The sequence below is a fragment of the Sphingomonas sp. ABOLH genome (assembly GCF_003951715.1).
Lineage (GTDB): Bacteria > Pseudomonadota > Alphaproteobacteria > Sphingomonadales > Sphingomonadaceae > Sphingomonas > Sphingomonas hankookensis_A.
In genome coordinates this window covers 32,118-56,529 of sequence record NZ_QQWV01000017.1, presented here as the reverse complement: position 1 = coordinate 56,529, position 24,412 = coordinate 32,118, and the positions used below count along the sequence as shown (strand labels likewise).

The 24,412-nt window shown below is 68.6% G+C and carries 17 protein-coding genes; 3 read left to right on the top strand and 14 right to left on the bottom strand.

The window, feature by feature from the left end; translation table 11 throughout:
• Nucleotides 1–25: 25 nt before the first annotated feature.
• Entirely contained in the window at nucleotides 26–2,248 is a 2,223-nt protein-coding gene (locus tag CA237_RS10040; protein ID WP_232307916.1) for a glycoside hydrolase family 3 N-terminal domain-containing protein, read from the bottom strand.
• A 173-nt stretch (nucleotides 2,249–2,421) separates the two neighbouring features.
• On the opposite strand from CA237_RS10040, the gene CA237_RS10035 reads away from it, so the two are divergent.
• A complete protein-coding gene (locus tag CA237_RS10035) occupies nucleotides 2,422–4,965 on the top strand; it encodes a TonB-dependent receptor (RefSeq protein ID WP_126013959.1) in 2,544 nt (847 codons plus the stop codon).
• Nucleotides 4,966–5,137: 172 nt separating this feature from the next.
• Nucleotides 5,138–7,201: a hypothetical protein gene (locus CA237_RS10030; RefSeq protein ID WP_066689587.1), complete on the top strand. Its 2,064-nt coding sequence runs from the start codon at nucleotides 5,138–5,140 to the stop codon at nucleotides 7,199–7,201.
• Here CA237_RS10030 and CA237_RS10025 read toward each other — a convergent pair.
• The 6 genes from CA237_RS10025 to CA237_RS10000 are packed head-to-tail and all read right to left on the bottom strand — an operon-like array spanning nucleotide 7,176 to nucleotide 12,540.
• Complete coding sequence (locus CA237_RS10025; protein WP_066689586.1) at nucleotides 7,176–7,847, bottom strand: DUF6445 family protein; 672 nt, start codon at nucleotides 7,845–7,847, stop codon at nucleotides 7,176–7,178. The two genes, CA237_RS10030 and CA237_RS10025, sit on opposite strands and share 26 nt — an antisense overlap.
• Nucleotides 7,844–9,346: a tryptophan halogenase family protein gene (locus CA237_RS10020; protein WP_066689585.1), complete on the bottom strand. Its 1,503-nt coding sequence runs from the start codon at nucleotides 9,344–9,346 to the stop codon at nucleotides 7,844–7,846. The genes CA237_RS10025 and CA237_RS10020 overlap by 4 nt, the downstream gene beginning before the upstream one ends.
• Nucleotides 9,347–9,404: 58 nt before the next feature.
• Nucleotides 9,405–10,391 (bottom strand): DUF2891 domain-containing protein, encoded by a 987-nt coding sequence (locus CA237_RS10015; protein WP_066689584.1) that lies wholly within the window; start codon nucleotides 10,389–10,391, stop codon nucleotides 9,405–9,407.
• Complete coding sequence (locus CA237_RS10010) at nucleotides 10,388–11,353, bottom strand: DUF979 domain-containing protein (RefSeq protein ID WP_066689583.1); 966 nt, start codon at nucleotides 11,351–11,353, stop codon at nucleotides 10,388–10,390. Before CA237_RS10010 ends, CA237_RS10015 begins: the two co-directional genes overlap by 4 nt.
• Nucleotides 11,350–12,015 carry a DUF969 family protein gene (locus CA237_RS10005; RefSeq protein WP_066689582.1) on the bottom strand — a complete coding sequence of 222 codons (666 nt, stop codon included), beginning with the start codon at nucleotides 12,013–12,015 and terminating at the stop codon, nucleotides 11,350–11,352. Before CA237_RS10005 ends, CA237_RS10010 begins: the two co-directional genes overlap by 4 nt.
• Nucleotides 12,016–12,030: 15 nt before the next feature.
• Nucleotides 12,031–12,540 (bottom strand): winged helix DNA-binding protein, encoded by a 510-nt coding sequence (locus tag CA237_RS10000; RefSeq protein WP_066689581.1) that lies wholly within the window; start codon nucleotides 12,538–12,540, stop codon nucleotides 12,031–12,033.
• Nucleotides 12,541–12,647: 107 nt separating this feature from the next.
• On the opposite strand from CA237_RS10000, the gene CA237_RS09995 reads away from it, so the two are divergent.
• Nucleotides 12,648–16,196, top strand: coding sequence for a hydantoinase B/oxoprolinase family protein (locus CA237_RS09995; RefSeq protein WP_084401451.1), 3,549 nt, complete (start codon nucleotides 12,648–12,650; stop codon nucleotides 16,194–16,196).
• A 23-nt stretch (nucleotides 16,197–16,219) separates the two neighbouring features.
• Here CA237_RS09995 and CA237_RS09990 read toward each other — a convergent pair whose 3' ends face one another.
• The 7 genes from CA237_RS09990 to CA237_RS09960 all read right to left on the bottom strand — a co-directional run bounded on the left by CA237_RS09990 (nucleotide 16,220) and on the right by CA237_RS09960 (nucleotide 24,380).
• Complete coding sequence (locus tag CA237_RS09990) at nucleotides 16,220–17,062, bottom strand: hypothetical protein (protein ID WP_066689579.1); 843 nt, start codon at nucleotides 17,060–17,062, stop codon at nucleotides 16,220–16,222.
• A complete protein-coding gene (locus CA237_RS09985; protein WP_066689578.1) occupies nucleotides 17,059–17,382 on the bottom strand; it encodes a thioredoxin domain-containing protein in 324 nt (107 codons plus the stop codon). The genes CA237_RS09990 and CA237_RS09985 overlap by 4 nt, the downstream gene beginning before the upstream one ends.
• A gap of 47 nt (nucleotides 17,383–17,429) precedes the next feature.
• On the bottom strand, nucleotides 17,430–19,232 hold the full coding sequence (locus tag CA237_RS09980; RefSeq protein ID WP_232307915.1) for an ABC transporter ATP-binding protein/permease: 1,803 nt from the start codon (nucleotides 19,230–19,232) through the stop codon (nucleotides 17,430–17,432).
• A gap of 19 nt (nucleotides 19,233–19,251) precedes the next feature.
• On the bottom strand, nucleotides 19,252–20,016 hold the full coding sequence (locus CA237_RS09975; protein WP_066689577.1) for a TonB-dependent receptor: 765 nt from the start codon (nucleotides 20,014–20,016) through the stop codon (nucleotides 19,252–19,254).
• Nucleotides 19,970–20,806 carry a hypothetical protein gene (locus tag CA237_RS09970; protein ID WP_066689576.1) on the bottom strand — a complete coding sequence of 279 codons (837 nt, stop codon included), beginning with the start codon at nucleotides 20,804–20,806 and terminating at the stop codon, nucleotides 19,970–19,972. The genes CA237_RS09975 and CA237_RS09970 overlap by 47 nt, the downstream gene beginning before the upstream one ends.
• Complete coding sequence (locus CA237_RS09965) at nucleotides 20,776–21,543, bottom strand: Plug domain-containing protein (protein ID WP_164523860.1); 768 nt, start codon at nucleotides 21,541–21,543, stop codon at nucleotides 20,776–20,778. The genes CA237_RS09970 and CA237_RS09965 overlap by 31 nt, the downstream gene beginning before the upstream one ends.
• Before the next feature lie 77 nt (nucleotides 21,544–21,620).
• On the bottom strand, nucleotides 21,621–24,380 hold the full coding sequence (locus CA237_RS09960; protein WP_066689574.1) for a pitrilysin family protein: 2,760 nt from the start codon (nucleotides 24,378–24,380) through the stop codon (nucleotides 21,621–21,623).
• Between the last annotated feature and the right edge of the window lie 32 nt (nucleotides 24,381–24,412).

The following is a 24,412-nucleotide window of genomic DNA, read 5'->3' as shown; positions in this document are numbered from 1 at the left end:
CCGGCGCGGCCTCCGAGCCCTCCGTTCACCGCACCTCGAACGCCCCCGCAATTTCGGCATCGTCCCCCGCATTGACCCAGCAGTCGAACGCGCCCGGTTCGATCCGCCACGTCCCGTCGCTCGCCACCAGCGCCAGCGCGTCGCCGGCGATCTCCAGCGCGACCCGCGTCTCGGCGCCCGGTGCCAGCGTCACCCGCGCGAACGCCTTCATCTGGCGCACCGGTCGGCTCCTGCTCGCCACCCGGTCGTGCAGGTCGACGCGGACCAGTGCCGTTCCGGTCCGCGCGCCGATGTTGCGCACCGCCACCGATACCGGCACCGCCGCCCCCGCCGCGACCATGGCCGGCAGGCGCAGCTCGGACAGCGCGAAGCGCGTATACCCCATGCCCGACCCGAACGGGTATAGCGCGCGGTCCGGCGCATCACGCCAATGGCTGCGGCCCGCCGCCATCGGATCGCTGTCGGGGGCCGGCCGCCCGGTGCTGCGCCGGTCATAGGACCAGGGCTGCTGTCCGCTTGCCATCGGAAAGCTGACCGGCAGCCGTCCGGTCGGCTCCACGACGCCGAACAGGATGTCGGCGATCGCCGGACCGGTCTGTTCCCCCAGGAACCACGTCGCGAGCAGCGCGGGCGCATCGCGCACCGCCCCGTCCAGCGCCAGCGCCCGGCCATGGCGCAACAGCACCACCACCGGCCGCCCGGTCGCCGCGACCACCTCCGCCAGCGCCTGCTGCACCGGCGGCACGACGATAGCGGTGCGGCTGTTGCCCTCGCCCGACATGTCGGCGCCCTCGCCGATCGCCAGCAGAACCACGTCCGCCGCGCGCGCCGCCGCCACCGCGCGCTCGATCCCGCCGGGCAGCGGATCGACGATCCCGCACCCCGCCTCGACGCTGAGCGCCTGCGGATCGGCCAGCATCGCGCGCACGCCTTGCGCGATATCGATCCCGTCCGTCGCATCGCCCGCGAACGACCATGGCCCGTTCAAATTCGCCCGGTCCGCACCGAACGGCCCGATCAGCGCGATGCGCCGCCCGGTGCGCGGCAGCGGCAGCAGGTCGCGATCGTTGCGCAACAGCACGATCGATCGCGTCGCCACCTCGCGCGCGGTCCGCCGGATCGCCACGCTCCCCGTCTCGCGCCGCTCGGCCCGCGCATCGATCGATCGGAACGGATCGTCGAACAGGCCCAGCCGCTCCTTCAGCGTCAGCACCCGCCGCACCGCCTGGTCGACCGCCGCCACCGGCACCCGGCCGCTCGTCACCAGCGCCGGCAGGTGCCGCACGAACAACCCGCTCTGCATCGACATGTCGATCCCGGCGAGGATCGCCAGCCGCGCCGCATCGGCCTCGTCCGCCGCGATACCGTGCGCGATCAGCTCGCGGTCGGCATCGTAATCCGACACGCACACCCCGTCGAAGCCCAGTTCGCCGCGCAACAGGTCGGTCAGCAGCGGCCGGTTGGCGCTGACCGGCACCCCGCCAAAATCGGTGAACGACGCCATCGTCGCGCCCGCCCCGGCGGCAAAGGCGGCGGCGAAGGGCGGCACGAACGTCTCGCGCAGCTCGGCCATGCTCATGTCGACCGCGGCATATTCCATGCCGCCGCGCACCGCGCCATAGCCGACGAAATGCTTGGGCGTCGCCAGCAGCGCGTCGGGGCGCGTCAGGTCCGGTCCCTGAAACCCTTCGACCCGCGCCGCCGCCAGCACGCGGTTGAGCAGCACATCCTCCCCCGCCCCTTCCGCCACCCGGCCCCAGCGCTGGTCGCGCGCGACATCGACCATCGGCGCGAAGGTCCAATGGATGCCGCCCGCCGTTGTCTCGCGCGCGACCGCTCGCGCCGCACGCCGCGACAGGTCGGGGTCGAACGCCGCCGCCTCGGCCAGCGGGATCGGAAAGATCGTGCGACAGCCGTGCAGCACGTCGGCGGCAAAGGCCAGCGGGATGCGCAGCCGGCTTTGCAACGCCGCTGCCTGCGCCACCCGCGCACCCGCTACGCCATAGCCGTTGAACAGCATGCCGACCCGCCCGGCGCGGATATCGGCCAGCATCGCGTCGCGCCCGCGGGGATCGACGACCGGATTGAACACCGCGCCGACCGGCCGAACCTCGTCGTTGAAACAGCTGAGTTGTCCCGCCTTCTCGGCCAGGGTCATCCGCGTGATCAGCGCCTCGACCCGCGACGATGCCGCCCGCACCGGTCGCACGACCGCCGCCATGCCCGCGCCCAGCAACGCGGTTCGCAAGACTTTACGGCGACTTGGCCGCACCCGTTCCAGCCAATGTTGCGCAATCGCCACAGAACGACTTTCTGATACGGTTCCCGGTATACCATGATTGCCGGCCTTTCCGCCGGGGTCTAGATGTAACCGGTCCCAGCAATGCCGGGACCAACGGAATATCTGGGTGGAGAGGGAACATGCTGACATTCAATCGCGCAGCCGCGCGTGCAGCATTGCTGGCTGGCGCCGCTATGCTGCCGACGATCGCCTGGGCGCAGACCGCGCCGGCCGATCCGGCCGCGACGCAGGCGACCGACGGCACCACGACCGCCGATGACGAACAGGACGTGATCGTCGTCACCGGCACGACCTCGCGCGATCGTCCGCTCATCACCGCATCGGCCGATATCACGCTCGCCGACCGCGCCGATATCGACCGGCGCGCGCCGCGTTCGACCGCCGACATGCTCGAACTGGTGCCCGGCATCTTCGTCGAAGCGACGGCGGGTCAGGTATCGAACAACTATTCGGTACGCGGCCTGCAGGGCGGCGGCCAGCGCTTCGTCCAGCTGCAGGAGGACGGCATGCCGATCCTCTATGGCGGCGGCGGCGCCGACTTCTTCTTCGACCAGGACCTGACCATCGATCGCCTCGAAGCAGTCAAGGGCGGGTCGTCGGGCGTACTGACCGTCAACGGCGCGGGCGCGACGATCAACTTCATCTCGAAGCGCCCGAACTTCAGGGAAGCCGAAGGAGCCGCACGCGTCACCGCCTATAATTACGGCATGAAGCGCGGCGACTTCTATTATTCGCAGCCGCTGGCCGAAAACCTCGCCTTCAATGTCGGCGGCTATATCCAGTCGAGCCCCGGCGTGCGCGAAAACCCGTTCGACTATGCCGGCTGGCGGTTGAAGGGGATGCTCGAATATCGCTTCGACGATGGCGGCTATGCGCGCCTGTCGGCCAAGGGCGGCGATGTCGAAAACGCCTATTATGCGACGATGCCCTACCGCCTCGACGGGGGCAAGATCCGCGGCATTCCGGGGCTGGATACGCAGGACGGCAATGTCGGCGGCGATGCCTTCGCCAATATCGCGGTGCCGGTGTCGACCTTCGCCCATCCCAGCGGCTTCCGCGAATTCCGCTATCGCGACGGGATCAAGGCGAAGACCGCGCAGGTCCGCTTCGACATCGAAAAGCCGGTGGGCGAGACCATCGACCTGTTCGCCCATGCCCGCTACCTGAAATATTCCTACGACTTCAACGGCCTGTTCCCAGGATCGGGCACCGGCAATGCCGGCCTGACCAGCGCGCAGAACTATCTGACGCCCGGCGCCTCCTCGCCGATCAACGACCTGCTGACGCTCGGCCGCGCGGCCTATCCGGCGGCGACGCGCTTCGGGATCAAGAATTTGCGGACCGGCGTGGTGCTGGGGTCGAACCAGACCGCACAGCTCGCCGCGCTGGCCGGCAACGGCTTCCTCCAGCGGACCACGCTCAACCACGACTATATCGACGGCCGCGATTTCGGCGCGAATGTCGGCGGTCGCTGGGAATATGAAAACGACCGGTTCAAGAACTCGCTGACCGCCGGCGTCATGTATTACAACGTGATCCGCAAGCAGGATCAGTCGGCCACCGCCAGCATGGTCAACGACGTGAAGACCAACAGCGACGTGTACGACATCGTCGCGCTGGACGGTAACAACCAGGTCATCGGCACGCTGTCGGACAACGGCCTCGTCTCCTATGGCGACTGGGGTGCCGGCATCCGCGAGCGGCGGGACTCGGCGGTCTCGCTCTACGTCAACGACGAAGTCGCGTTCGGCGACCTGCGCGTCGACGGCGGCGTGCGCTGGGAAAGCGACGACGCGACCGCGCTCGACGGCAACCAGCTGGCGGTGAACCAGCCGGTGCAGCCCGGCGTCGGCGGCGTCATCCGCAATGTCGGCGCCAGCTTCGACGGCACCTTCACCACACGGCAGCGCACGCAGCGCAAGGCGTCGTGGACGGTCGGCGCCAACTATCTGATCACGCCGAACTTCTCGGTCTATGCCCGCTATGCCAACGGGTTCCAGACCAACAATGTCGATCCGATCACCACGATCGAGCTGTACGAAGCCGGCGTGCGCTACCAATATGGTCGCCTCTTCTCCGGCTCGGCGACGGTGTTCCGCACCAATTTCGACAATCAGAACTACAACTTCGCCAACCCGACCAACCCGTCGCAGCAGCAGAATCTGAACGCCGACCTGCGCACCAAGGGGGTCGAGATCGACCTGGTGGTGCGGCCGACCAACTGGTTCTCGGTCGATTTCCAGGGTGTGTTCCAGGACCCGCAGCTGCTCAACCTGCAGCTGGACGGCGTCGATCAGGGCGCGGCGTTCGAGGGCAATCGCCCCGAACGGACGCCGGCGCAGCTGTTCACGATCCTGCCGACGCTCACGCTGCCCGACGGGCTGGGCGACGTCTATGCCCGCTACAAGTTCGTCGGCAAGATCTTTGCCGACAACGGCAACGGCATCGCCCTGCCCAGCTACGGCGTGACCGGGATCGGCGTGAACCTGAACCTCAGCGAACGGGTGCAGCTGAACCTGAACGCCGACAACGTGTTCGACGTGGTCGGCCTGACCGAGGGCAATCCGCGTCAGGGTCAGACCCAGGCGATTACCGACGGCTATTTCTATGCCCGCGGCATCGTCGGTCCGACCTATGGGGGCACGCTGACCTTCCGGTTCTGACGGGCCCTGTCGTCGCCTTTCCGTACCCCCGCGCAGGCGGGGGTCCAGGGTCACGAATGCAGGCCGTTGTTTTGCTTGGCTCTGGACCCCCGCCGGTGCGGGGGTACGATGACGTCACGAAAGAGCGCGGGGCCTTTTCGGGGTCGCGCGCTTCGCAAAAGAGGTTCGACACATGAAGACCGTGGCGCGATGGATGCTGGCCGGCGTGATGCTGGCGGGAACGGGACTGGCGGTGGCACAGCGACCGGCCAGGGCGCCCGAACTCGCCTATCAGCTGACCGAGGGGCAGAATCTCAACGCCTTTGTCCGCGAAGGGCCGGTCGCCGCGCACCTGCTGCTGCGCAACGGCACCGATCCGCGCATCCTCGTCGCCTTTCCCGCCGGGAACAGCGGGGTCGGGCTGTGGTTCGAACCTGTCGGGCGCGCGGCGACCTGGCGTCTGGAACAGGCGCCGCGCCCGACCACCGCGCCGGGCATCGCCGGTCCGCAACCGGCCGTGCAGACCATCGCCAGCATCGACGCGCCCGAACTGCGGGTGAAACAGGCGGTCCTGTCGTCGATCCGCTTCCTGCGCGACTATCAGTCGGTGGGTCGCTTTCCGGCCGACGTCGCGGTCGATCCGGTCGTGTCGGGCAACACGATCCGCTGGAGCCGCCCGCGCCTCGATGGCAGGCCCGGCTATCTGCTGCAGATAAGGTTGCTCTCCGGCTCGATCCGGGGCGGCGTGCTGGTCGCCGCAGCCGGCCGGCCGCTGCGCATGGAAATCCTGGCGTCGAGCGGGGAGACGCCGTTGCACGGCCTTGCCGCGAACGAATTGCTCAACGCACGTGCCGCCAACGATCCCGGCGCGCGTAACGCGTTGCGTTTCCTCAGCTATCGCGAAAAATTCCTCGCCGGGTCGTGGCGGTTCCAGACCTATTTCGGTCGCGACACGCTGATGTCGCTGCGCCTGTTGATGCCGGTGTTGCAGCCGCAGGCGATCGAGGCGGGGCTGGGTTCGGTGCTCGCCCGGCTCGATGCGCGCGGCGATGTCGCGCATGAAGAGGGCATTGGCGAGTTCGCCGTGGTCGACCGGCGTAAACTTAATCAGCGCAGTGACGCGGCCGTGCTCGATTACGCGATGGTCGACGACGACTATATGCTCGCCCCCGTCGCCGCCGCCTATCTCCTCGACCACGGCAACACCGCCACCGCCCGCGCCTTCCTCGACCGCCCGATCGCCAGCGAAGCCATCCCCGGCACCACCGCCCCCGCCGGAAAGGCGTTAGTGCGTAACCTTCGCCACGTTATCGACAGCGCACGCCCCTTCGCCGACCGCCCCGAACCCTCGCGCCTGATCGCGATTCCCAAGGGCCGCCTGACCGGCCAGTGGCGCGACAGCGAAGAGGGGCTGGGCCGCGGCCGCTATGCCTATGACGTCAACGCGGTGTTCGTGCCCGCCGCGCTCGAATCGGCGGCGCGGCTGCTGCGCGCCGGACTGCTCGACCGCTACCTGACGGCGCAGGACCGCGCTGCGCTGTCGCGGGCCGATGCGATGGCCGCTGTCTGGCGCGACCGCGCCCCGCCCCTCTTCCGCGTCTCGATACCCGCGACCCAGGCCCGGCCGCGCATCGACGACTATGCCCGCACGCTGGGCATCCCGGCCGCGCCCGCGCTCACCGCCCTCGGCACTGCGCCGCTGGTCTTCCATGCGATCGCCCTCGACGACGCCGGCCGGCCGATCCCGATCGTCCATTCCGACGAAGGCTTCACGCTGATGTTCGCGGAACCGTCCCCCGCCGATCTGGAAACCTATGTCACCGCGGCAATGCGACCGTTTCCCGCCGGGCTGATGACCGATATCGGCATGCTCGTCGCCAATCCGGCGCAGACCGACGCGAGCGTACAGGGGCGCTTCACCCCGGCCGCCTATCACGGCGCGGTCGTGTGGTCGTGGCAGCAGGCGTTGTTCGCCGCCGGCCTCGAGCGGCAGCTCGCCCGCCGCGACCTGCCGCCCGCGACCCGCGCGGTCCTGACCCGTGCGCAGGCGACATTGTGGCGCGCGATCGCCGCCACCCGCGCGACGCAGAGCTCCGAACTCTGGTCGTGGGACTATAGCGGCGGGCGATACCGGGTCATGGCGTTCGGCGCCGGCAAGCAGGACGTGGATGAATCGAACGCCGCACAATTGTGGAGCACCGTCTATCTGGCGGTGCAGCCACCGCGCGCGCTCAGCCCAGCGACAGGAAGGCGGTAACCGTCAGCCGCCCTTCACGCGGATCGGCACTCAGCACCGCGCCGGGCGGGATCGATCCGCTGTGCAGCAACGCGCTGCGATAGATCACCGCCCGGTTGCAGCGCGCATCGATCGCCGACACCTGTTCGAACATCGGGGTGGATCCGGCGATAAAGCCGTGCGGCGGCACCCGCCGCACCTCGCGGGTCACCGCGTCGAGATAGGCGGGTGCACGCGTCGCGTCGATCGTCTCGAACCCGGTCGTGCGATGGCGGTAGAATGCGGTGCCGCCGCTATCGCCCGCGCCCAGATAATGGACCAGTGCGATCCGGTCCGGCTCGACCGCGTCGAAATGCGGCAATCGCTGCTCGACGGACAGCCGTTCGGGCGGCACGGTCACGATCGAGAAACTGGCATCGAGCAGCGCGACGCCGCCACGATGACCGAAGACATGTGCCAGCACCTGCGACAGCGCCGGCCGCACCGCCTGGAAATAATCGCCCGGCAATGCCGCGCGGATGCCCGGATATTGCCGTCGCGCCGGTTCGAACCGGGCGGCGGCGGCAATATCCCGCAACGCTGCCGGGTCGGGATGGAAATGGTCGACGATCGCGATCGGTTGCCGCTCCGTCCCGACCCGCCGAGCGACGATATCGGGCGCGGTCATGCCGTGCCGATGATCGCGGCCAGCGCGGCATCGTGCAGCGGCAGCGTCGGCGCGGCCCGCGCGACCACGTCGGCGATCTGGCGGACCTGCGCCTTATTCGTCGCGCTGTCGATCGCATCGGCCAGAGGGTTATAGCCCTGCGCCACGATCCCCTGACCGTTCAGCACCGCCAGCCAGCTCGCGTCGCGGAACAATTCGTCGGCATCGAGGATGATCCGCCCCGATCGCCGATACTGTTCCTCGCGCGCGATCAGTGTCTCGGGCAGCGTCATCGTCCGGCAGTGCTGCCACAGGGGGGCGGGGTTGGTGTTGGCGTGATAGTGCAGGATCAGGAAATCCTTTACCCCGTCCATGTCGCGGGCGAACACGGTGTTGAACCGGTCGGCCAGCGCCGGGTCATGGTCGCGGTTCGGGAACAAGGTCAGCAGCTTGGCGATGCCGCTCTGGATCAGGTGGATGCTGGTCGATTCCAGCGGTTCGAGGAATCCCGACGACAGCCCGATCGCGACCACATTGCCCCGCCACGGCCGCCGCCGCGTGCCGGCGGTGAAGCGCAGGAAGCGCGGTTCGGCCAGCGCCTCGCCATCGAGGTTCGCCATCAGCGTCGCCGCCGCCTCGTCATCCGACACGTAGCGGCTGGCATAGACATAGCCGTTGCCGGTGCGATGCTGGAGCGGGATGCGCCATTGCCACCCTGCCGCGCGTGCGGTCGATCGCGTGAACGGCGTGGTCGCCGCGACCCGGGCGCACGGCACCGCGACCGCGCGGTCGCAGGGCAGCCAGTGCGACCAGTCCTCATAGCCCTCCCCCATCTCCCCCGCGATCAGCAGCGCGCGAAAGCCCGAGCAGTCGATGAACAGGTCGCCCGCGATGCGTTCGCCGCGCTCGGTGACCAGCGCGGTAAGCAGGCCGGTGTCGCTATCGCGCTCGACGTTGCGCAACTGTCCCTCGACCCGGACCACGCCCGCGCCCTCGCTGCGCCGTCGAAGGAAGGCGGCGTAAAGCCCGGCATCGAAATGATAGGCATAGCCGAGCGTCGACAGGATCGACCGCGGATCGCCCACCGGCTTGGCGAACCGTCCTTCTGCCGCCAATTGCGTCGCGAGCGAAAGTGCGGACAGCGGCACGTCCATGCCCTCCGCCTGCGCCTTCAGCCAGCGATGGTGGAAAGCGACGCCGGGCAGCGTCGCCCCGAACTGTCCGAAGGGATGGAAATAGCGATGTCCCGGCGCGGCCCAGTCGACGAACTCGATGCCGAGCTTGAACGTCGCCTTCGTCGCGCGCAAGAATTCTGCCTCGTCGATCCCGATCAGCTCGTTGAACCAGTGGATCGTCGGGATCGTCGCCTCGCCCACGCCGACGGTGCCGATCGCATCGGATTCGAGCAGGGTGATCGCGACCGTATCGCCGAAACTGCGCGACAGCGCGGCCGCCGTCATCCAGCCGGCGGTCCCGCCCCCCAGGATGACGACACGACGAACGCGATCCGGTGCTTGCATGGTCGCCGTGGTATACCGCCGCTTCCGTGGTGAGAAGCGGGCATCGCCGGGCCCGCGATCAATCGACCCCGGTCAGCGCCAGCAAGGCAAAGGTCGCGAGCCAGTGTTCGCCCATATAGTCGCCCGCAATCTCGCCCAGCGCGGCGGACAGATGCGCATCGGCGGCAGCCTCCAGCACGCCGCCCGCAGTACCGCCGATCGCGGGTGCCAGCGCGCGCATCGCCCAGGCGCGGCTGAGGTTCAGGCCGTCGAGATGGGCGATGCGCCCGTCGCTGCGGTCGCTGATCCGCGCCGGGGTGAGCAGCGTCGCCGGCTCACCTGCCCCCAGCGCGGGCAGGAAGTCGGCGAACCACGCGACAAAGGCGTCGGCGGGCAGCACGCGCTGCATCGCCATCGCCTCCATCAGCACCGGCGACAGAAAATCCTCGCCACTCGGCTCCCACGCCTGCGCCGCGCGGTCGGTGTCGAACCAGTGCCGCACCCGCTCCGCCATCAATTCGCGCAGCGCCGTATCGCCCGTCACCCGCGCATAGCGATCGGCCAGCACCACCGCGAAACCGGTATTGGCATGGATGCCAACCCGCACCGGATAGGTCATCAGCGGCAGATGCGCGCGCCAGCGCTCGGCAAAGGCATCGGCCAGCGGACGCAGCGTCGCGGCATGCGGGCTGCCGGCGACGATCAGTTCGCTGTGCAGCATCAGCAACCACGCCCAGCCATAGGGTCGTTCGAACCCGCGCGACATCGGTTGGTCGAGATAGGCGCGCTCCGCCGCCACCTTCTCCGCGGTGAAGGCATCGGCGAACAGCGCGTCGATCGCGGCGGCTTCGGCCAGATCGGGGAACAGGCGGCGGATGCGCGTCAGCAGCCAATAGCCATGGACGCAGCTATGCCAGTCGAAGCTGCCGAAGAAGATCGGATGCACCCGGCGCGGCAGATAGGCGTCGGCATCGCCGGTCATCACATGGTCCGCCTTGTGCGGATATTCGCGCGTCACATGGCCCAGCGCGATGCGGGCGAACGCCGCTGCCTGATCGGGAGTCATCGAACCAGTCCTCCGGGAAAGGCGCACAGCGCCAGCACTGCGATATTGAAGACGAGCAGGACGATCGCCGTCGGCCATTGCACGCGGATGACGCCGAAACGGTCGCGCAATTCGAGGATCGCGGCCGGCACGATGTTGAAATTGGCCGCCATCGGCGTCATCAGCGTGCCGCAAAAGCCCGACAACATGCCCAATGCCGCGACGATCGCGGGATCGCCGCCGAACTGGCGGATGACGATCGGCAGCCCGATGCCGGCGGTCATGATCGGAAAGGCGGCAAAGGCATTGCCCATCACCATCGTGAACAGCGCCATGCCGACGCAATAGGCGATGGTGGCGAGCAGCGGCGTATCGAGCGCGACGACATTCACGACCCCGTCCGCCACAACCTTCCCCACACCGGCCAGCGCGAAGACGCCGCCCAACGCCGCCAGCATTTGCGGCAGGACGATCGCCCAGCCGATCGCATCGACCAGCCGCCGCGCCTCCGCCACCGGCGCGGACCGCGGCAGGCGGGTAAGCCGCATCGCCAGCACCAGCGCGACGACCGCGCCGATGGTCAACGCGACCAAAGTCACCTGTTTCGGATCGATCACTGGGGCGCCTGCAATGCGACCGTCGCCGACCGACAGCGTCCCTGCGAGCGTCACCAGCGGTATCGCAAGCGCCGGCACGAACAGCCAGTTGCCCAGCCGCGCCGCCTGCACGCCCTGCGCCTCCGCCGAACTGGGTGCGGGCGGCACCGGGTGCAGTCCCCAGGTGGCAAGACCGACCATGACGAGGACGAGGCAGCCATTCGCCAGGTCGGGCAGCCACGGCCCCACCCCCAGCAGCAGAGCGAACACGCCCCAGAAGCCCGCATTGCGCCACCGCGTCGGCTCCGCCCGGTCGAGCGCATGATGGATCGCGACCGCCGCCGGCAGGGTCGCCGCCGCGATGCCGAGCGCGTCCAGCCCGATCATGCGCGACGCTTCAGGCGACGGTCGAGCAGCAGCAGCCGCGCGCCATGGACGAGGAATGCGGCGATCGCGGTCGGGATCGCCCACACCGCCACTTCGAGCGGCGCGACGGTCACGCCATCCTGTTCGAGGATCGCACGGATCAGCAGGATCGATCCGACCGCGATGAACACATCCTCGCCGAAGAACACGCCGATATTGTCGACGGCGGCGGCATGGGCGCGGATGTGATCGCGGGTCTGCGGATCAAGCGGCCGGTGTTCGTCGCGCTCCTCCGCACCCTCGGCCATCGGCGCCACGATCGGCCGCACCATCTGCGGATGCCCGCCAAGCGAGATCAGGCCGAGCGCCGCCGTGATCTGGCGCAGCGCGAGATAGCCGATCAGCACCCGGCCCGCCGTCGCGCGGCGCAGCCCCTGCACGATGGCGCGCGCCCGGACCCGCAGCCCGGCGCGCTCCAGCAGGCCGATCGTCGGCAGCACGAGGAACGGGATCGCCAGGAACCGGGCATCGACAAACGCCTTGCCGATCATCGCCACGACCTCGACCGGGCCATGGCCGGCGGCGGCCGCGCTGGCCAGCGCCGCGACGGTGACGACCAGCAATGGGTTCACCCGCAGCGCGAAGCCGATGATGATGATCGCGATCCCCGACAGGACCAGCATGGCGCCCCTCCCCCCTTACAAGGTCGCGGCGGCGCGGGCCGCCTGGTTATACTGCCCCGACAGGCGGCGCAGCAGGTCGGCCGCGTCGGACAGTTGCGCGCTGTCGGGCCCGTCGGCGACGATCGCGCTGGCCAGGACCCGCTCGCGGATTTCGCGATATTGCGCGCAGAAATCGCGGCCGGCATCGGTCGCCGCGACCAGCTTTTCCTTCCCCGCACGGTGCGTCGCGATCAGCCCGGCGCGCTCCAGCTTGCGGATGGCGTAGGTGACGAGGTGCGTGTCCTCGATATCGAGGACAAGGGTGATGTCGGCGATCCGCTTCGCCCGGTCGCGGTGGCGGACGGTATGGAGAATCAGCACCTCCAGCGGCGACAGCGCCAGACCGGCGGCCGCCGCGCAACGCGCGATCCAGCGTTGATAGGATGCCGCCGCCAGCGTCAGGCTGAACTCCAACTCGGACAAAGCGGGCGCGGCGCCATCGGCAAGATGCGCCGACGATACGATAGCCCGCCTGTCCTGTGCCATGCCCCGATCCCCTTTCTCCGGCGGAGGGTTGCGCCGGCGCGCAAATCTGTCAATCCAGCTTGATCATTTGTCGACGATTTATCGACGATTCGTCACGGAGGATGGACATGGCGGGCTGGTCTTTCTGGATCGATCGGGGCGGCACCTTCACCGACATCGTCGCCCGCGCGCCCGATGGATCGTTGCAGACCGCCAAGCTGCTGAGCGAAAACCCGGAACGCTATGCCGATGCGGCGGTCGCCGGCATCCGCACCATCCTGAAGCTGGCGGACGACGCCCCGCTGCCGGCCGAGGCCATCGCCGCGGTCAAGATGGGTACGACCGTCGCGACCAACGCGCTGCTGGAACGCAAGGGCGCACGGACTTTGCTGGTGGTCGATCGCGGCTTTGCCGACCTGCTGGCGATCGGCGACCAGACCCGGCCGCGCCTGTTCGACCTGGCGATCCGCCGCCCCGCGCCGCTGTACGACGATGTGATCGAAATCGGCGGGCGGATCGATCGCGACGGCGTGGAGGTCCTACCGCTCGACGATGCCGGGACGCTCGCCCTGCTGACCGCCCGCCGGGTGGAGGGGTATGACGCCGTCGCGATCGCGCTCACCCATGGCTGGGCGCATGCCGCGACCGAGGCGCGGGTCGCCGCACTCGCCCGGCAGGCCGGGTTCGCGCAGGTCTCGGCCAGCCATGCGGTCAGCCCGCTGATCGGGCTCGTCGCGCGCGGGCGGACGACGGTGGTCGATGCCTATCTGTCGCCAGTGCTGCGCCGCTATGTCGACCGGGTGGCAGGCGCGCTCGGCCCCGTTCCGCTGCACTTCATGCAGTCGAGCGGCGGGCTGGCCGATGCGCGGGCGTTCCAGGGCAAGGACGCGATCCTGTCCGGACCGGCAGGCGGCGTCGTCGCGGCGGCGCGGACAGCGGAAGCCGCCGGGTTCGACCGGGTAATCGGGTTCGACATGGGCGGCACCTCGACCGACGTCGCGCTCTATGCCGGCCGGTTCGAGCGGGTGCTGGACGCCGAGATCGCCGGTGTCGCGATGCGCGTGCCGATGATGTCGATCGAGACGGTGGCGGCGGGCGGCGGTTCGATCCTGCACTATGACGGGTCGCGGTTCCGCGTCGGGCCCGACAGCGCGGGAGCCGATCCGGGGCCGGCCTGCTACCGGCGGGGCGGGCCGCTGACCGTGACCGATGCGAACGTGCTGGTCGGCAAGATTCAGCCGGCCTATTTCCCGGCGGTGTTCGGCCCGAACGGCGACGAACCGCTCGACCTCGCCGCGACGCGGGGCGGCTTTTTCGATCTCGCCGTACGGACGGGCATGGACGATCCGCGTCGGGTTGCCGAAGGTTTCCTCGACGTCGCGGTCGCGCAGATGGCCGCCGCGATCAAGCGCGTCGCACTCGAACAGGGGGAGGATGTCGCGACTTTCGCGCTGCAATGTTTCGGTGGCGCGGGCGGGCAGCATGCCTGCCGCGTGGCGGAGGTGCTGGGGATGCGCACGGTCCTGATCCATCCGTTCGCCGGGGTGCTGTCCGCCTATGGCATGGGGCTGGCCGACAAGGTCGCGATCCGGCAGCGTTCGGTCGAACAGCCGCTGGGCGCGGCGCTGGACGCGCTGGTCGCGACGCTTGGCGACGACGCCGCGCGGGAGGTCGGTGCGGACGCTCGCCGGGTGGTGACGGTCAATCTGCGCTATGCCGGCACCGATACCGCGCTGCCGGTCGACTGGGCCGATGAGGATGCGATGCGCGCGGCGTTCGAACAGGCGCATCGCGCCCGGTTCGGCTTCGTCAGTCCCGAGCGCGCCATCGTCATCGACAGTGTGGTGGTGGAGGCGATTGTCGCCGGCGAACCGGTTGCGCCCGTGCCGCTGCCGCCGCGCGATGGTGGCCTGCCCGCGCCGCTGGACCATGTGACCGTGTGGACCGGCGGCGCGGACCATCGCACGCCGGTCCATGACCGTGCCGGCCTGCGCCCCGGCGACCGGATCGCCGGCCCCGCGCTGATCCGCGAAGCGATCGCGACGACGATGGTCGAACCGGGCTGGACCGTCGAGGTCGGCGCTGGCGGCGAACTGGTCCTGCGCCACGACGGGGCCGCCGCGCGCGGCGCGCTCGATCCGGCGGTCGTCGATCCGATCCAGCTCGAACTGTTCAATACCCGCTTCATGGGCATTGCCGAGCGGATGGGCGTCGTGCTGCGCAACACCGCCAGCAGCGTCAACATGAAGGAACGGCTCGACTTTTCGTGCGCGCTGTTCGATGCGCAGGGGCGGCTGGTCGCCAACGCGCCGCATGTCCCGGTGCATCTGGGGGCGATGGGGGAGAGCGTGCGCACCATCCTCGCCAGCCGGGGGAAGACGCTGAAGCCGGGCGACGTCGTCGCGCTCAACAATCCGTTCAACGGCGGCACCCATCTGCCCGACGTGACGGTGATCGCGCCGGTGTTCGACGATGCGGGGCGCGACATCCGCTTCTTCGTCGCCAATCGCGGCCATCACGCCGATATCGGCGGGCTGACCCCTGGCTCGACGCCCCCCGCTTCGCGCACGCTAGAGGAGGAAGGCGTGGTGATCGACGACTTCCTGCTGGTCGATGGCGGGCAGCTGCGCGAGGACGCGTTCCGTGCGCTGCTGTCCGACGCGCGCTATCCGGCCCGCAGCCCCGATACCAATGTGGCCGACATCAAGGCGCAGCTTGCCGCCAACGCGACCGGCATCGCCGAACTGTCCGCGCTGGTCGCCGCCAGCGGCTGGCACGTCGTCGAAGCCTATATGAGGCATGTCATGGCCCATGCCGAGGAAAGCATCCGCCGCGTGCTGACCCGTCTGGCGGACGGAGCGTTCGACTATGCAATGGACGACGGCACGCCGCTCAAGGTCCGCGTCACCATCGACCATGCGGCGCGTGCGGCGACGATCGACTTCACCGGCACCGGTCCGGCCAGCACCGGCAATATCAACGCACCCCCCGCGGTCACGCGCGCGGTCCTCCTCTACGCCTTTCGCTGCCTGGTCGGTGAAGACCTGCCGCTCAACGAAGGCTGTCTCGCGCCGCTCACCATCGTCATCCCCGACGACACGTTCCTGTCGCCGCCGCCGGGCCGCGCCGTGGTCGCGGGCAATACCGAGGTCAGTCAGGCTGTCTGCAACGCGCTGCTCGGCGCGCTGGGCGCCTGCGCGGCGGCGCAGGGGACGATGAACAACTTCCTGTTCGGCAACGACCGCTATCAATATTACGAAACGATCTGCGGCGGGACCGGCGCGGGGCCGGACTTTGCCGGCACGTCCGCGGTGCACAGCCACATGACCAACACGCGGATCACCGACCCGGAAATCCTCGAGCATCGCTACCCGGTCCGGCTCGACCGGTTCGCGATCCGCCGGGGATCGGGCGGCAAGGGAGCACGGTCGGGCGGCGACGGCGTGGTCCGTGCGATCACCGCGCTGGAGCCGATGACCGCCACCATCGTCGCCTCCCGCCGGACGGTCGCGCCCTTCGGCCTCGCCGGCGGCGGCGACGGCGCGGTCGGCACGCAGCGGGTCGAACGGCACGACGGCAGCATCCGGCCCTTGGGCGGCGTCGATCAGGTCGACCTGCGGCCAGGCGACCGCTTCGTTATCGAAACCCCGGGGGGCGGCGGCTACGGCGCCGCCTGAGCCGCCCTACCCGTTCGCCGGGATCAGCCGACGGCGGCGAGATGCGCGAGCACCATGTCCGGCACCGACCGCGCACGATCGATGTAGCGCGCATTGGCGCGCGCAAGCTGCGCCTCATACGCGGCGGCAAGCGCGGGCGCACGGGCGCGGAACCGCGCGGGAATGTCCACCGCCTCGCCCGCGTCGCGCAACGGCTGGGTTTCGCGATAGATCTGGTCGAGCATGCCATGCGCCCGTTCACGCACCGCTTCGCCGAATTCGGGGTCCGGCACGCGACTGGCGTCCTTCAGCCAGACGGCGATCAGCGTCGGCAGGACCGAGCTGCTGGTCGTCAGTGGCCAGCAGGCGGTGGCACAGGCGGTCAGCGCGACCCGCGCATCGCTCGACGGCGGCTCCTCCTCCGCCGCCCGCTCGATCCGCCGGCGCAGTTCCGCCCAGTCGCGTCGCGCCGGCGGCGTCCCGGATGCCTCGGCATGGTATAGCTGGCCGAGTTCGGCACGACAGGATACGGCCAGCCGGTCGGCCGCCATCTCACCCAGCAGATGATCGACGATTCGTTCGGGCACCGGGGACAGGTCGGCACCGGCCGGCACGCGCTCCACCCAGGCCAGCGCCGCATCGACCGCCCGATCGGGACCGGCATAGGCGGTCATCGGATCGAGCAATCCCGCCAGGGCCAGCGGATAGCCGAAGCGATCGGCATAATCGGCGCTGTCGCCGCCCCGGGTCGATACGCCCAGCGGCGTGCCCCCCCGCCCGTCCCATGCCGTCGCCCCGAACCGCAGCGTATCGTCCGCCGCATGCGCCCGCAGCCGGTCGAGCAGCGCCGCCTTGACCGCCGGATCGCCCCCGAACGCGCCGCTCACAAAAGGCTCTCGATCCACGCGGTCAGCTGCGCCCGCGACCGGAAACCGATGACGCGGTCGACCTCCGCGCCGTCACGATACAGCGAAAGCGTCGGCAGCGAACGGACGGAAAAATGCTCGCCCAGCGTCGTGTCGGCGGCGACATTCGCCTTGCAGATGCGCAGATCGTCCGCAAAGTCCCGCGCCAGATCGTCGAGGATCGGAGACAGCGCGGCGCAGGGCGCGCAAGCGGGCGACCACAGGTCGAACAGGGTCGCCCCCTCCTGCGCGGTGACGTCGACGAAATCCATACCGGTGACATCGGTAACCTTGCGAACCATGGCTGTCGTGATCCTTTGCGGCATGGCCGCGCCGTCCGGGCGCGGCGTCAGCCGTGCCCGGTGGGTTGCTCGATGGCGGCGGCCTGCGCCTGTCCGTCGACGATGGTGAGACTGTGGGTGTGGTGCTTCAGCAGCGTTTCGTCATGGATGACGCTGATGATCGTCGCGCCCGGGATTTCACCGGCCACGCTGTCGTAGAAATTGCGGGTATTGTCGGCGTCGAGCGCGCTGGTCGCTTCGTCGAGCACCAGCACGTCGGGGCGATGCAGCAGGATGCGGGCCAGCGCGATCCGCTGCTGCTCGCCCGGCGACAGCTCCTCCTGCCACAGCCGCACGGCATGGATCTGATCGGTCAGATTGCCCAGCCGCACGCGGCGCAGCAGCGCCTGGACCACGCCGTCGTCATGCTCCTCCGGCCGGTCGGGAAAGCAGACCGCGGCCTTCAGCGTCCCGAGCGGCAAGTAGAGCCGCTGCGGCACGAACATCACCCGGCGATCGTTCGCCAGCGCGACGCTGCCATGGCCATCGGGCCACAGGCCGGCAAGGGCACGCACCAGCGTCGACTTGCCCGCGCCCGACGGACCGCGCAGCGCCCAGCGTTCGCCGGTGCGGACCGACCAGTCGCCGATCGTCACCATCGGTTCGCCGTGCGGGCGGCGCAGCGCAAGGCCTTGCGTCGTCAGGACGATGCCCGGCGCCGTTCCCGCACCGACCGCGATCCCGACCGGACCGGCTTCGTCCAGCGCGTCGTCCAGCCCCTTGATACGGTTGAAATAGCTGACCTGCTGACCGATCAGCTGATAGCTTTTGACGAAATAGCCGAGCTGCATGCCCAGCTGCGCGAAGGCATCGCGCCCGGCCATCAGCTGCCCGAAACTCATGCCGCCGGCGAAATAGGTCGGCACCATGATGAACAGCGGCAGCACCGTGCCCATCCGGTCATAGATGCTGCTGGCGCCGGTCAGTCCGAGCGAACTGTAGATCACCGATCGAAAGTTCAGGCGCGCCGCGTCGAACGACCGTTCCATCGCCTGCCGTTCGGTCGCGACCGCGCCGGCCAGCCCGATCTGCGCGGCATTGCGCCGGACATGGATCAGGCCGGAGCGGAAATCGGCTTCGCGGTGCTGCTGGCGCATCATCGCCCGGACGAAGGGTTGGCCGATCTTGGCCGTCAGATACGATCCGATCAGCGCATAGGCGACGGCGTACCACACCGTGCTGCCGGGAATCGAAAAGGCGTTGCCGCCCAGCGAAAACTCGATCGGCGGCGCGGTTTCGAGCAGGATCATTGCAAAGGTGACGCCGCTGACGATCGATCCGAGCAGGCGCAGCGCGATGTGCAGCACGCCGACCGACATGCCGACCGCCGCGGTGATGTTGTTCAGGTCGTCGGCGATACGCTGGTCGGGATTGTCGATGATCCGCAGCCGTTCGATCTCCGCATAGCGATTGCGGCGCATCCAGCGATCGAGATAGTCGCGCGTCAGATAGGTCCGCCAGCGGATCGACAGCAGCCCGTCGATCAGGTTCTCGGTCAGGATCATCGCGACCTGCATCGCCATGATGGCGAGGAACACGATCATCAGCGGGACCAGCTGTGCCTGGTCGCGCTGTTCGATCGCGTCGAAGAACTGCCGCTGCCACTGGTTGGTGCGCAGCAGGATGAAGGCGGTGCCGAACTGGAAGAACAGCAGCGTGATCAGGGCGAACCACGCGAATTTCCAGTCCGGCGACCGACAATAGCCGCTGACCAGCCGCCACGCATCGCGCCACCGTGCGGTAGCGTCCTGGGGTGGGGCAAGGCCCGTCTCGCGACGGACCTCCCCGCTCTGCGTGGGTTGCGGCATCATGCGTCAGGGGCCCTGTCGATCAGAAAAAACGGTAACCGACCGTCAGGCGCCAGGTCCGCGTCTCCCCCAGCGGAAGATAATTGGTGAAGCGCGTCGGCTGGTACGTGCCGCGATCGAACAGGTTTCGCACGCCGATGTTGATGTCAAGATCGCCGACCGACAGGAAGCCGTTGAGATGCGCAAGGACCGCACCCGGCGTGCGATAGCGGTCGAACATGTCGATCGCCGAACTCGACTGTCCGGCGACCTGCACGCCGATACCGGCCTTCGCCCGCTCGCCGATCTTGTGCTCATACGATCCGTACAGGCTGTACACGTCGCGCGGCTGGCCGTTGACGGTGTCGCCCAGCACCGCCGACGGCACGAGGAAGCGGTATTTGGTCCGGGTGAAGGCAGCGGACAGCGACAGCCCCGGGATGGGATTGCCGGTCAGGTTCACGTCGATCCCCTGCCCCAGCTGACCGGGGATCGCGACCTGGAACCGGCGATTGACCGGATCGGGGACCAGCAAATTGGTCTGTCGGATGCTGAACCACGATGCGTTGAGCAGGACGCGTTCGTCGAACAGGTCCCATTTGATGCCGGTTTCCGCGTTGCGCGTCTGATTGTCGGGCAGGCGGTTGCGGAAACGGTCGGTCAGGAAATTCTGGATATAGCCATAGGCCAGCGTGCCGAAGACCGAGAAATGGTCGGTGATATCGACGACCGCGCCATAGTTCGGAACCGTCTTGCCGCCTTCATAGGGCCGGGCCGGAACCCCATTGAAGATCGAGCGCGACTTCATCTCTGCGGCGCAGCCCGGCTGTCAGGTGGATCGGCCCGATCCCCACCAGATACTGGCCGTAATAGCCGCGCTGCTTCATGATCGACGTGGCGGTCGCGTTGAAGTTCACCGCCAGCGGCGGCAGCGGTTCCGGCATCAGGAAATTGTACGGGAACATGTTGCCGTCGCTGGCATAGATCGAATCGACCGTCGCATCGACCTGGGTCATGCCTCCGACCAGCTTGTGCGACAGCGGGCCGGTATCGAACGTGATCCGCGCGAACGTGTCGAAGGCATCGTTCTTCGACGTCTGACGCGTACCGCCGGTCGAAATCAGCAACACGCCCGAATTGTCGAGAACGACGAACGGCGAATATTGCGCCAGCGCGAAATTGATCTTCTGATGCTGGGCACGGCCGACGACGGTCAGCCAATCGGTCAGCTTCTGGGTGATCTCCGCATTGAACTGCGTCGTTTCGATCTGGACGCCCTGATCCTTGCCGCCGACGAGCGGGCGGTCGAACGCGACGTCGAACGGCTTGCCGGTGGCGGTGTTCAGCACGGTGTAGGGCGGCATGCCAAAGATCTGGTTGCCCAGCGTCGCCGACACGATGATGTCGGTGCTGCCGTTCTTGTACCGCAGGCCGGGCGCGAACAGATAATCCTCCGTCCCGCGATAGCCGCCGAAATTGCGGTCGGCGGTCGCCGCCGTCGCGACGATGCGTGCGCTGAAGCGATTGTCGCCGGAGATCGCGCGATTGGCGTCGAGCGTCCCGCGGATCAGCCCGAACGATCCGACATCGCTCGACACATACAGCCGTTCCTCGGCATTGGGCTTCTTGGTGACGATATTGATCGTTCCGCCCAGATTGTCGCCGCCCAGCAGGATCGCGTCGGGCCTTTCAGCACCTCGATCCGCTCGACATTCGCCAGCGGCAGCGTCGAACCCGCCGCGAACATCGCGCTGGACGACGACGGCAGGCCGTTGACCGCCCCGTTGGAATCGAACCCGCGCACGGTGAAGCTGACACCGCCCTGCACGGTCGCGCTGTTCACGACGACGCCGCCGGCATTGCTCAGCGCTTCGGACAGGGTCTGTGCCTGTTGCCGCTCCAGCAGCTTGGCGGAGATGACCTGCGTGTTGCGCGGCTGATCGCGCAGCGACTGGCCGAGGCGCGAGGAGCTGGTCGACCCGCGCACCAGCACGCTGGTTTCCGCCTCGTTCGGCCGGGCGATGACGACGACGTCGTTCAGGACGGTGATGACGCCCGCGTCATTGACGTCGATCGCCACCGGCAGCCCGCGCGTCGCCTGCGCGACCGCATCGCGCTCCGACTGCGCATTCTGCACCGGGCGTGCGGTCAGCCCGCGGATCGCGTCCGGATCGATGTTCAGCGGTGAGCCCCATTCCGCTGCGATCCGTTGCAAGGCGTCGCCCAGCGGCATCGCCGGCTGCGATTGCGTCTTTGCCTGCGCCAATGCCGTTCCCGGCACGGCGGCGGTGGCGAGTGCCAGCAGGCTTGCGGCAGCGATATGATGTTTCCCCATGTTCCCCATCCCCCTTTTTGATGAAGGTTTGCCTTGTCCGGCATCGCCGCCCCGCGACCCACCGGGCAATTTCGACGCTATGGCCCCAACGGGACGACGACCGGCGTCCCGAGCTTCATGCGGGCGAACTGGTCGCGGATGCGCTGCCAGTCGCCGACCAGAACCCAATGAACCTTGTCCGGGTCCGCCAGCAGGGCGGAGGCCGCGCGCAGCTGCTCGAGCGTCAGTGCGCGCAGCCGCGCCGGCTGCCGCACGACATCGTCATGGGGCAGCCCGTCCGACTGCGCATCGGCCATCGCCGCCAACAGGTCGCTGTCCCCCTCCAGCCTGGCGGCGTTCTGGTTCGCGGCGGCCGATGCGATACGGTCGAGCTCCGCCTGCTCCGGCGGACGGTCGCCGGTCAGGCCGCGCATCTCCTTGATGAGTTCGGCCACCGCATCGCCGCTGTGATCGCGCTCGACCGTGCCGGCCAAAATCCAATGCCGCTCGCCACGGGTGGCGTACAGCCCGGACCCAATCCCGTAGGTCCAGCCCTTGTCGACCCGCAGGTTGCTGCCGATCCGGGCGGTCGGATTGCCGCCATAGACTTCGTTCGCGGCCCACGCCGCCGTCGCATCGATCCCGTCCGGCCGTTCTGCACGCGGCAGGAGGCGGCCCGCCATGATATAGGTCTGCGACGCTTCGGGCTGGTCGATGACGGTCAGCGACGGCGTCGGAGCGCCTCGTGCGGGTGGCATTTCCGGGGTCGGCGCGGCAGGCCCGATCGCGGTCCAGCCGGTCAGCGCCGCCTCCAGCAGCGGTCGCAGCGTCGCCATGGTCGTGTCTGCCGCGACATACAGCGTCGCACGATCGGGCCGGACATGCCCGCGAACCCATTCGCGCACCTGCCCCGCATCGATCCCCCCGACCGGTTGACCACCCGCAAGAGGATGCCCCTCGCCATACAACGCCGCATTGAGGGCGCGTTCGGCAAGGGCGTTGCCGTTCGACTGTGCTTCCCGCAATTTCGCCGTTCGCGCCTGCTTGGCGGCAGCGACCGCTTCCGGCGTCAGGTCGGGCTTCGTCAGCAGATCGCCGAGCAAGGCGATGCCGTGCGTCCGTTCCGCCGCGCTCCAGTTCATCGTCAGATCGGCATGATCGGGCTCGACCATCGCGCCGAACCGGCTGTTCAGCCGCTCCGCCCGTTCGGCGCGGGCGCGCTGGTCCGGGGTTGTCTGCGTCCCGGCCAGCAGGTCGAACGCCAGCGAGGCGATCTGTCGCGACGGCCCCGCGAAACCGGCATCGTCGAAGCGCAGGCGCACGACATCGGTCATCGATCCCGGACGCGGCACCAGCAAGACCTGCAATCCGTTGAACAGCTGCACCCGCTCCACCGCCGGAAAGACGATCGGCGCCATCGGCCCCATCGGTGGCGCCCCCCGGGTCAGGTCGTAGCCGCCGCTCACCGCCCGCAATTGCGGCTTCGGCCGTGCGATCAGCCGATAGCCAGGGCCGCCATAGACCGGCGCGACAGCCTTGCGCACCCTATCGGGCGTAGCCTCTCGCAGCTGGCGGAAATAGGTTTCGGCATAGTTGGGATCGGCCGTCTGCCCCGCCGCCCGCGCCAGCAGGAATGCCTTGCCCGACGTGCTGCCCTGCAACCCGACCATATATTGGATGCGCGCCGCCTGGGCCGCCGCCAGTTCCGCCGGCGTCGGACCGTTCGCCGCGTACTCCGCGATGACCGCGTCGATCTCCGCCTCCGCCCGCACCATCTGCTCCGCGGGAATGCCGTCGACCACGAACCCCATGCGGCTCGACAATTGCCCTTCCTCGAACGTCGGAAAGACGCCGTTGGCGATGCCCAGCTGCTCGACCAGCCGCCGGTTGAGGCGCGAGCGGGCACCCGCCGCCATGATATGGGCCGTGAGGTCGAACGACGCGATGTCCGGCGATCCTTGCGGCGGGGCGATGTAGGTCGCGTCGATGCGCCCCCTCGGCACGACGCGATGGATTTCGCGCCGCACCGCGCCGGCCAGCGGCACGCTTCGCGTCAGCAGCCGGTCGAGCGGCAGCCGGGGCGCCAAACCGCCGAAATACTTCTCGACCAGCCGCCGCGCGTCGTCGCCGGTCACGTCGCCGGCCAGGATCAGCGTGGCGTTCGAGGGACCGTAGAAGCGGTCGAACCATTGCCGCGCCGCCTCCACGGTGACGGCGTTCAGATCCGCTTCCTCCCCGATCGTGCTGTGACGATAGGGATGGTCGGCGGGATAGAGGTCGGCAAAGCTGATCGCGTCGGTGGTGCCGTCGGGCCGGGCAGCGCGCTGGCGCTTTTCGTTCAGGACTACGCCGACCTCGCGCCGGACGCGATCGGCGGTCAGCGCCCCCCCGATATGGCCCATGCGGTCGGCTTCGAGGAACAGCACCCGTTCCAGCGCCGCGCTCGGAAACGTCTCGTAGAAGCGGGTTTCGTCCTGGTTGGTGACCGCGTTATAGTCGGAGGCGCCGAGATCGCGCAGCGAGTCGAAGGAATGCCGGTTCCAATGCTCGCTGCCGTCGAGCATCAGATGTTCGAACAGATGGGCATAGCCGTGCTGTCCCGGCTTCTCGTCCTTCGACCCGACATTGTAGACCAGCGTCGCGGTGATCAGCGGGACGCGACGATTGGTCTGCACCACGACCGTCAGGCCGTTCGCCAGCGTGAACCGGGTGATCGGATCGGTAATCGCCCGTTGCGGGACAGCAGGCGCCTTTACCGGTGGCCTTGCCACCCCTGCGCGCGGTTGCGGCGCCGGTGCCGCGACCCATCCGCCCATCGAAGCGGCGATCAGCGCAATAAACGGAAAGGAAGCTGCCATCCCCCGACATTACCGATTGCGGGCCGGTTTGC

What these genes read in the sequence shown, in the direction of transcription:
- CA237_RS10010 (WP_066689583.1), bottom strand. Translation starts at nt 11,353, where the DNA reads ATGATCGGGCTGGACGCGCTCGGCATCGCGGCGGCGACCCTGCCGGCG.
- CA237_RS10015 (WP_066689584.1), bottom strand. Translation starts at nt 10,391, where the DNA reads ATGACTCCCGATCAGGCAGCGGCGTTCGCCCGCATCGCGCTGGGCCAT.
- CA237_RS10020 (WP_066689585.1), bottom strand. Translation starts at nt 9,346, where the DNA reads ATGCAAGCACCGGATCGCGTTCGTCGTGTCGTCATCCTGGGGGGCGGG.
- CA237_RS09995 (WP_084401451.1), top strand. Translation starts at nt 12,648, where the DNA reads ATGGCGGGCTGGTCTTTCTGGATCGATCGGGGCGGCACCTTCACCGAC.
- CA237_RS09980 (WP_232307915.1), bottom strand. Translation starts at nt 19,232, where the DNA reads ATGATGCCGCAACCCACGCAGAGCGGGGAGGTCCGTCGCGAGACGGGC.
- CA237_RS10025 (WP_066689586.1), bottom strand. Translation starts at nt 7,847, where the DNA reads ATGACCGCGCCCGATATCGTCGCTCGGCGGGTCGGGACGGAGCGGCAA.
- CA237_RS10035 (WP_126013959.1), top strand. Translation starts at nt 2,422, where the DNA reads ATGCTGACATTCAATCGCGCAGCCGCGCGTGCAGCATTGCTGGCTGGC.
- CA237_RS09965 (WP_164523860.1), bottom strand. Translation starts at nt 21,543, where the DNA reads ATGGGGAAACATCATATCGCTGCCGCAAGCCTGCTGGCACTCGCCACC.
- CA237_RS10000 (WP_066689581.1), bottom strand. Translation starts at nt 12,540, where the DNA reads ATGGCACAGGACAGGCGGGCTATCGTATCGTCGGCGCATCTTGCCGAT.
- CA237_RS09960 (WP_066689574.1), bottom strand. Translation starts at nt 24,380, where the DNA reads ATGGCAGCTTCCTTTCCGTTTATTGCGCTGATCGCCGCTTCGATGGGC.
- CA237_RS10005 (WP_066689582.1), bottom strand. Translation starts at nt 12,015, where the DNA reads ATGCTGGTCCTGTCGGGGATCGCGATCATCATCATCGGCTTCGCGCTG.
- CA237_RS09985 (WP_066689578.1), bottom strand. Translation starts at nt 17,382, where the DNA reads ATGGTTCGCAAGGTTACCGATGTCACCGGTATGGATTTCGTCGACGTC.
- CA237_RS10030 (WP_066689587.1), top strand. Translation starts at nt 5,138, where the DNA reads ATGAAGACCGTGGCGCGATGGATGCTGGCCGGCGTGATGCTGGCGGGA.
- CA237_RS09975 (WP_066689577.1), bottom strand. Translation starts at nt 20,016, where the DNA reads ATGAAGTCGCGCTCGATCTTCAATGGGGTTCCGGCCCGGCCCTATGAA.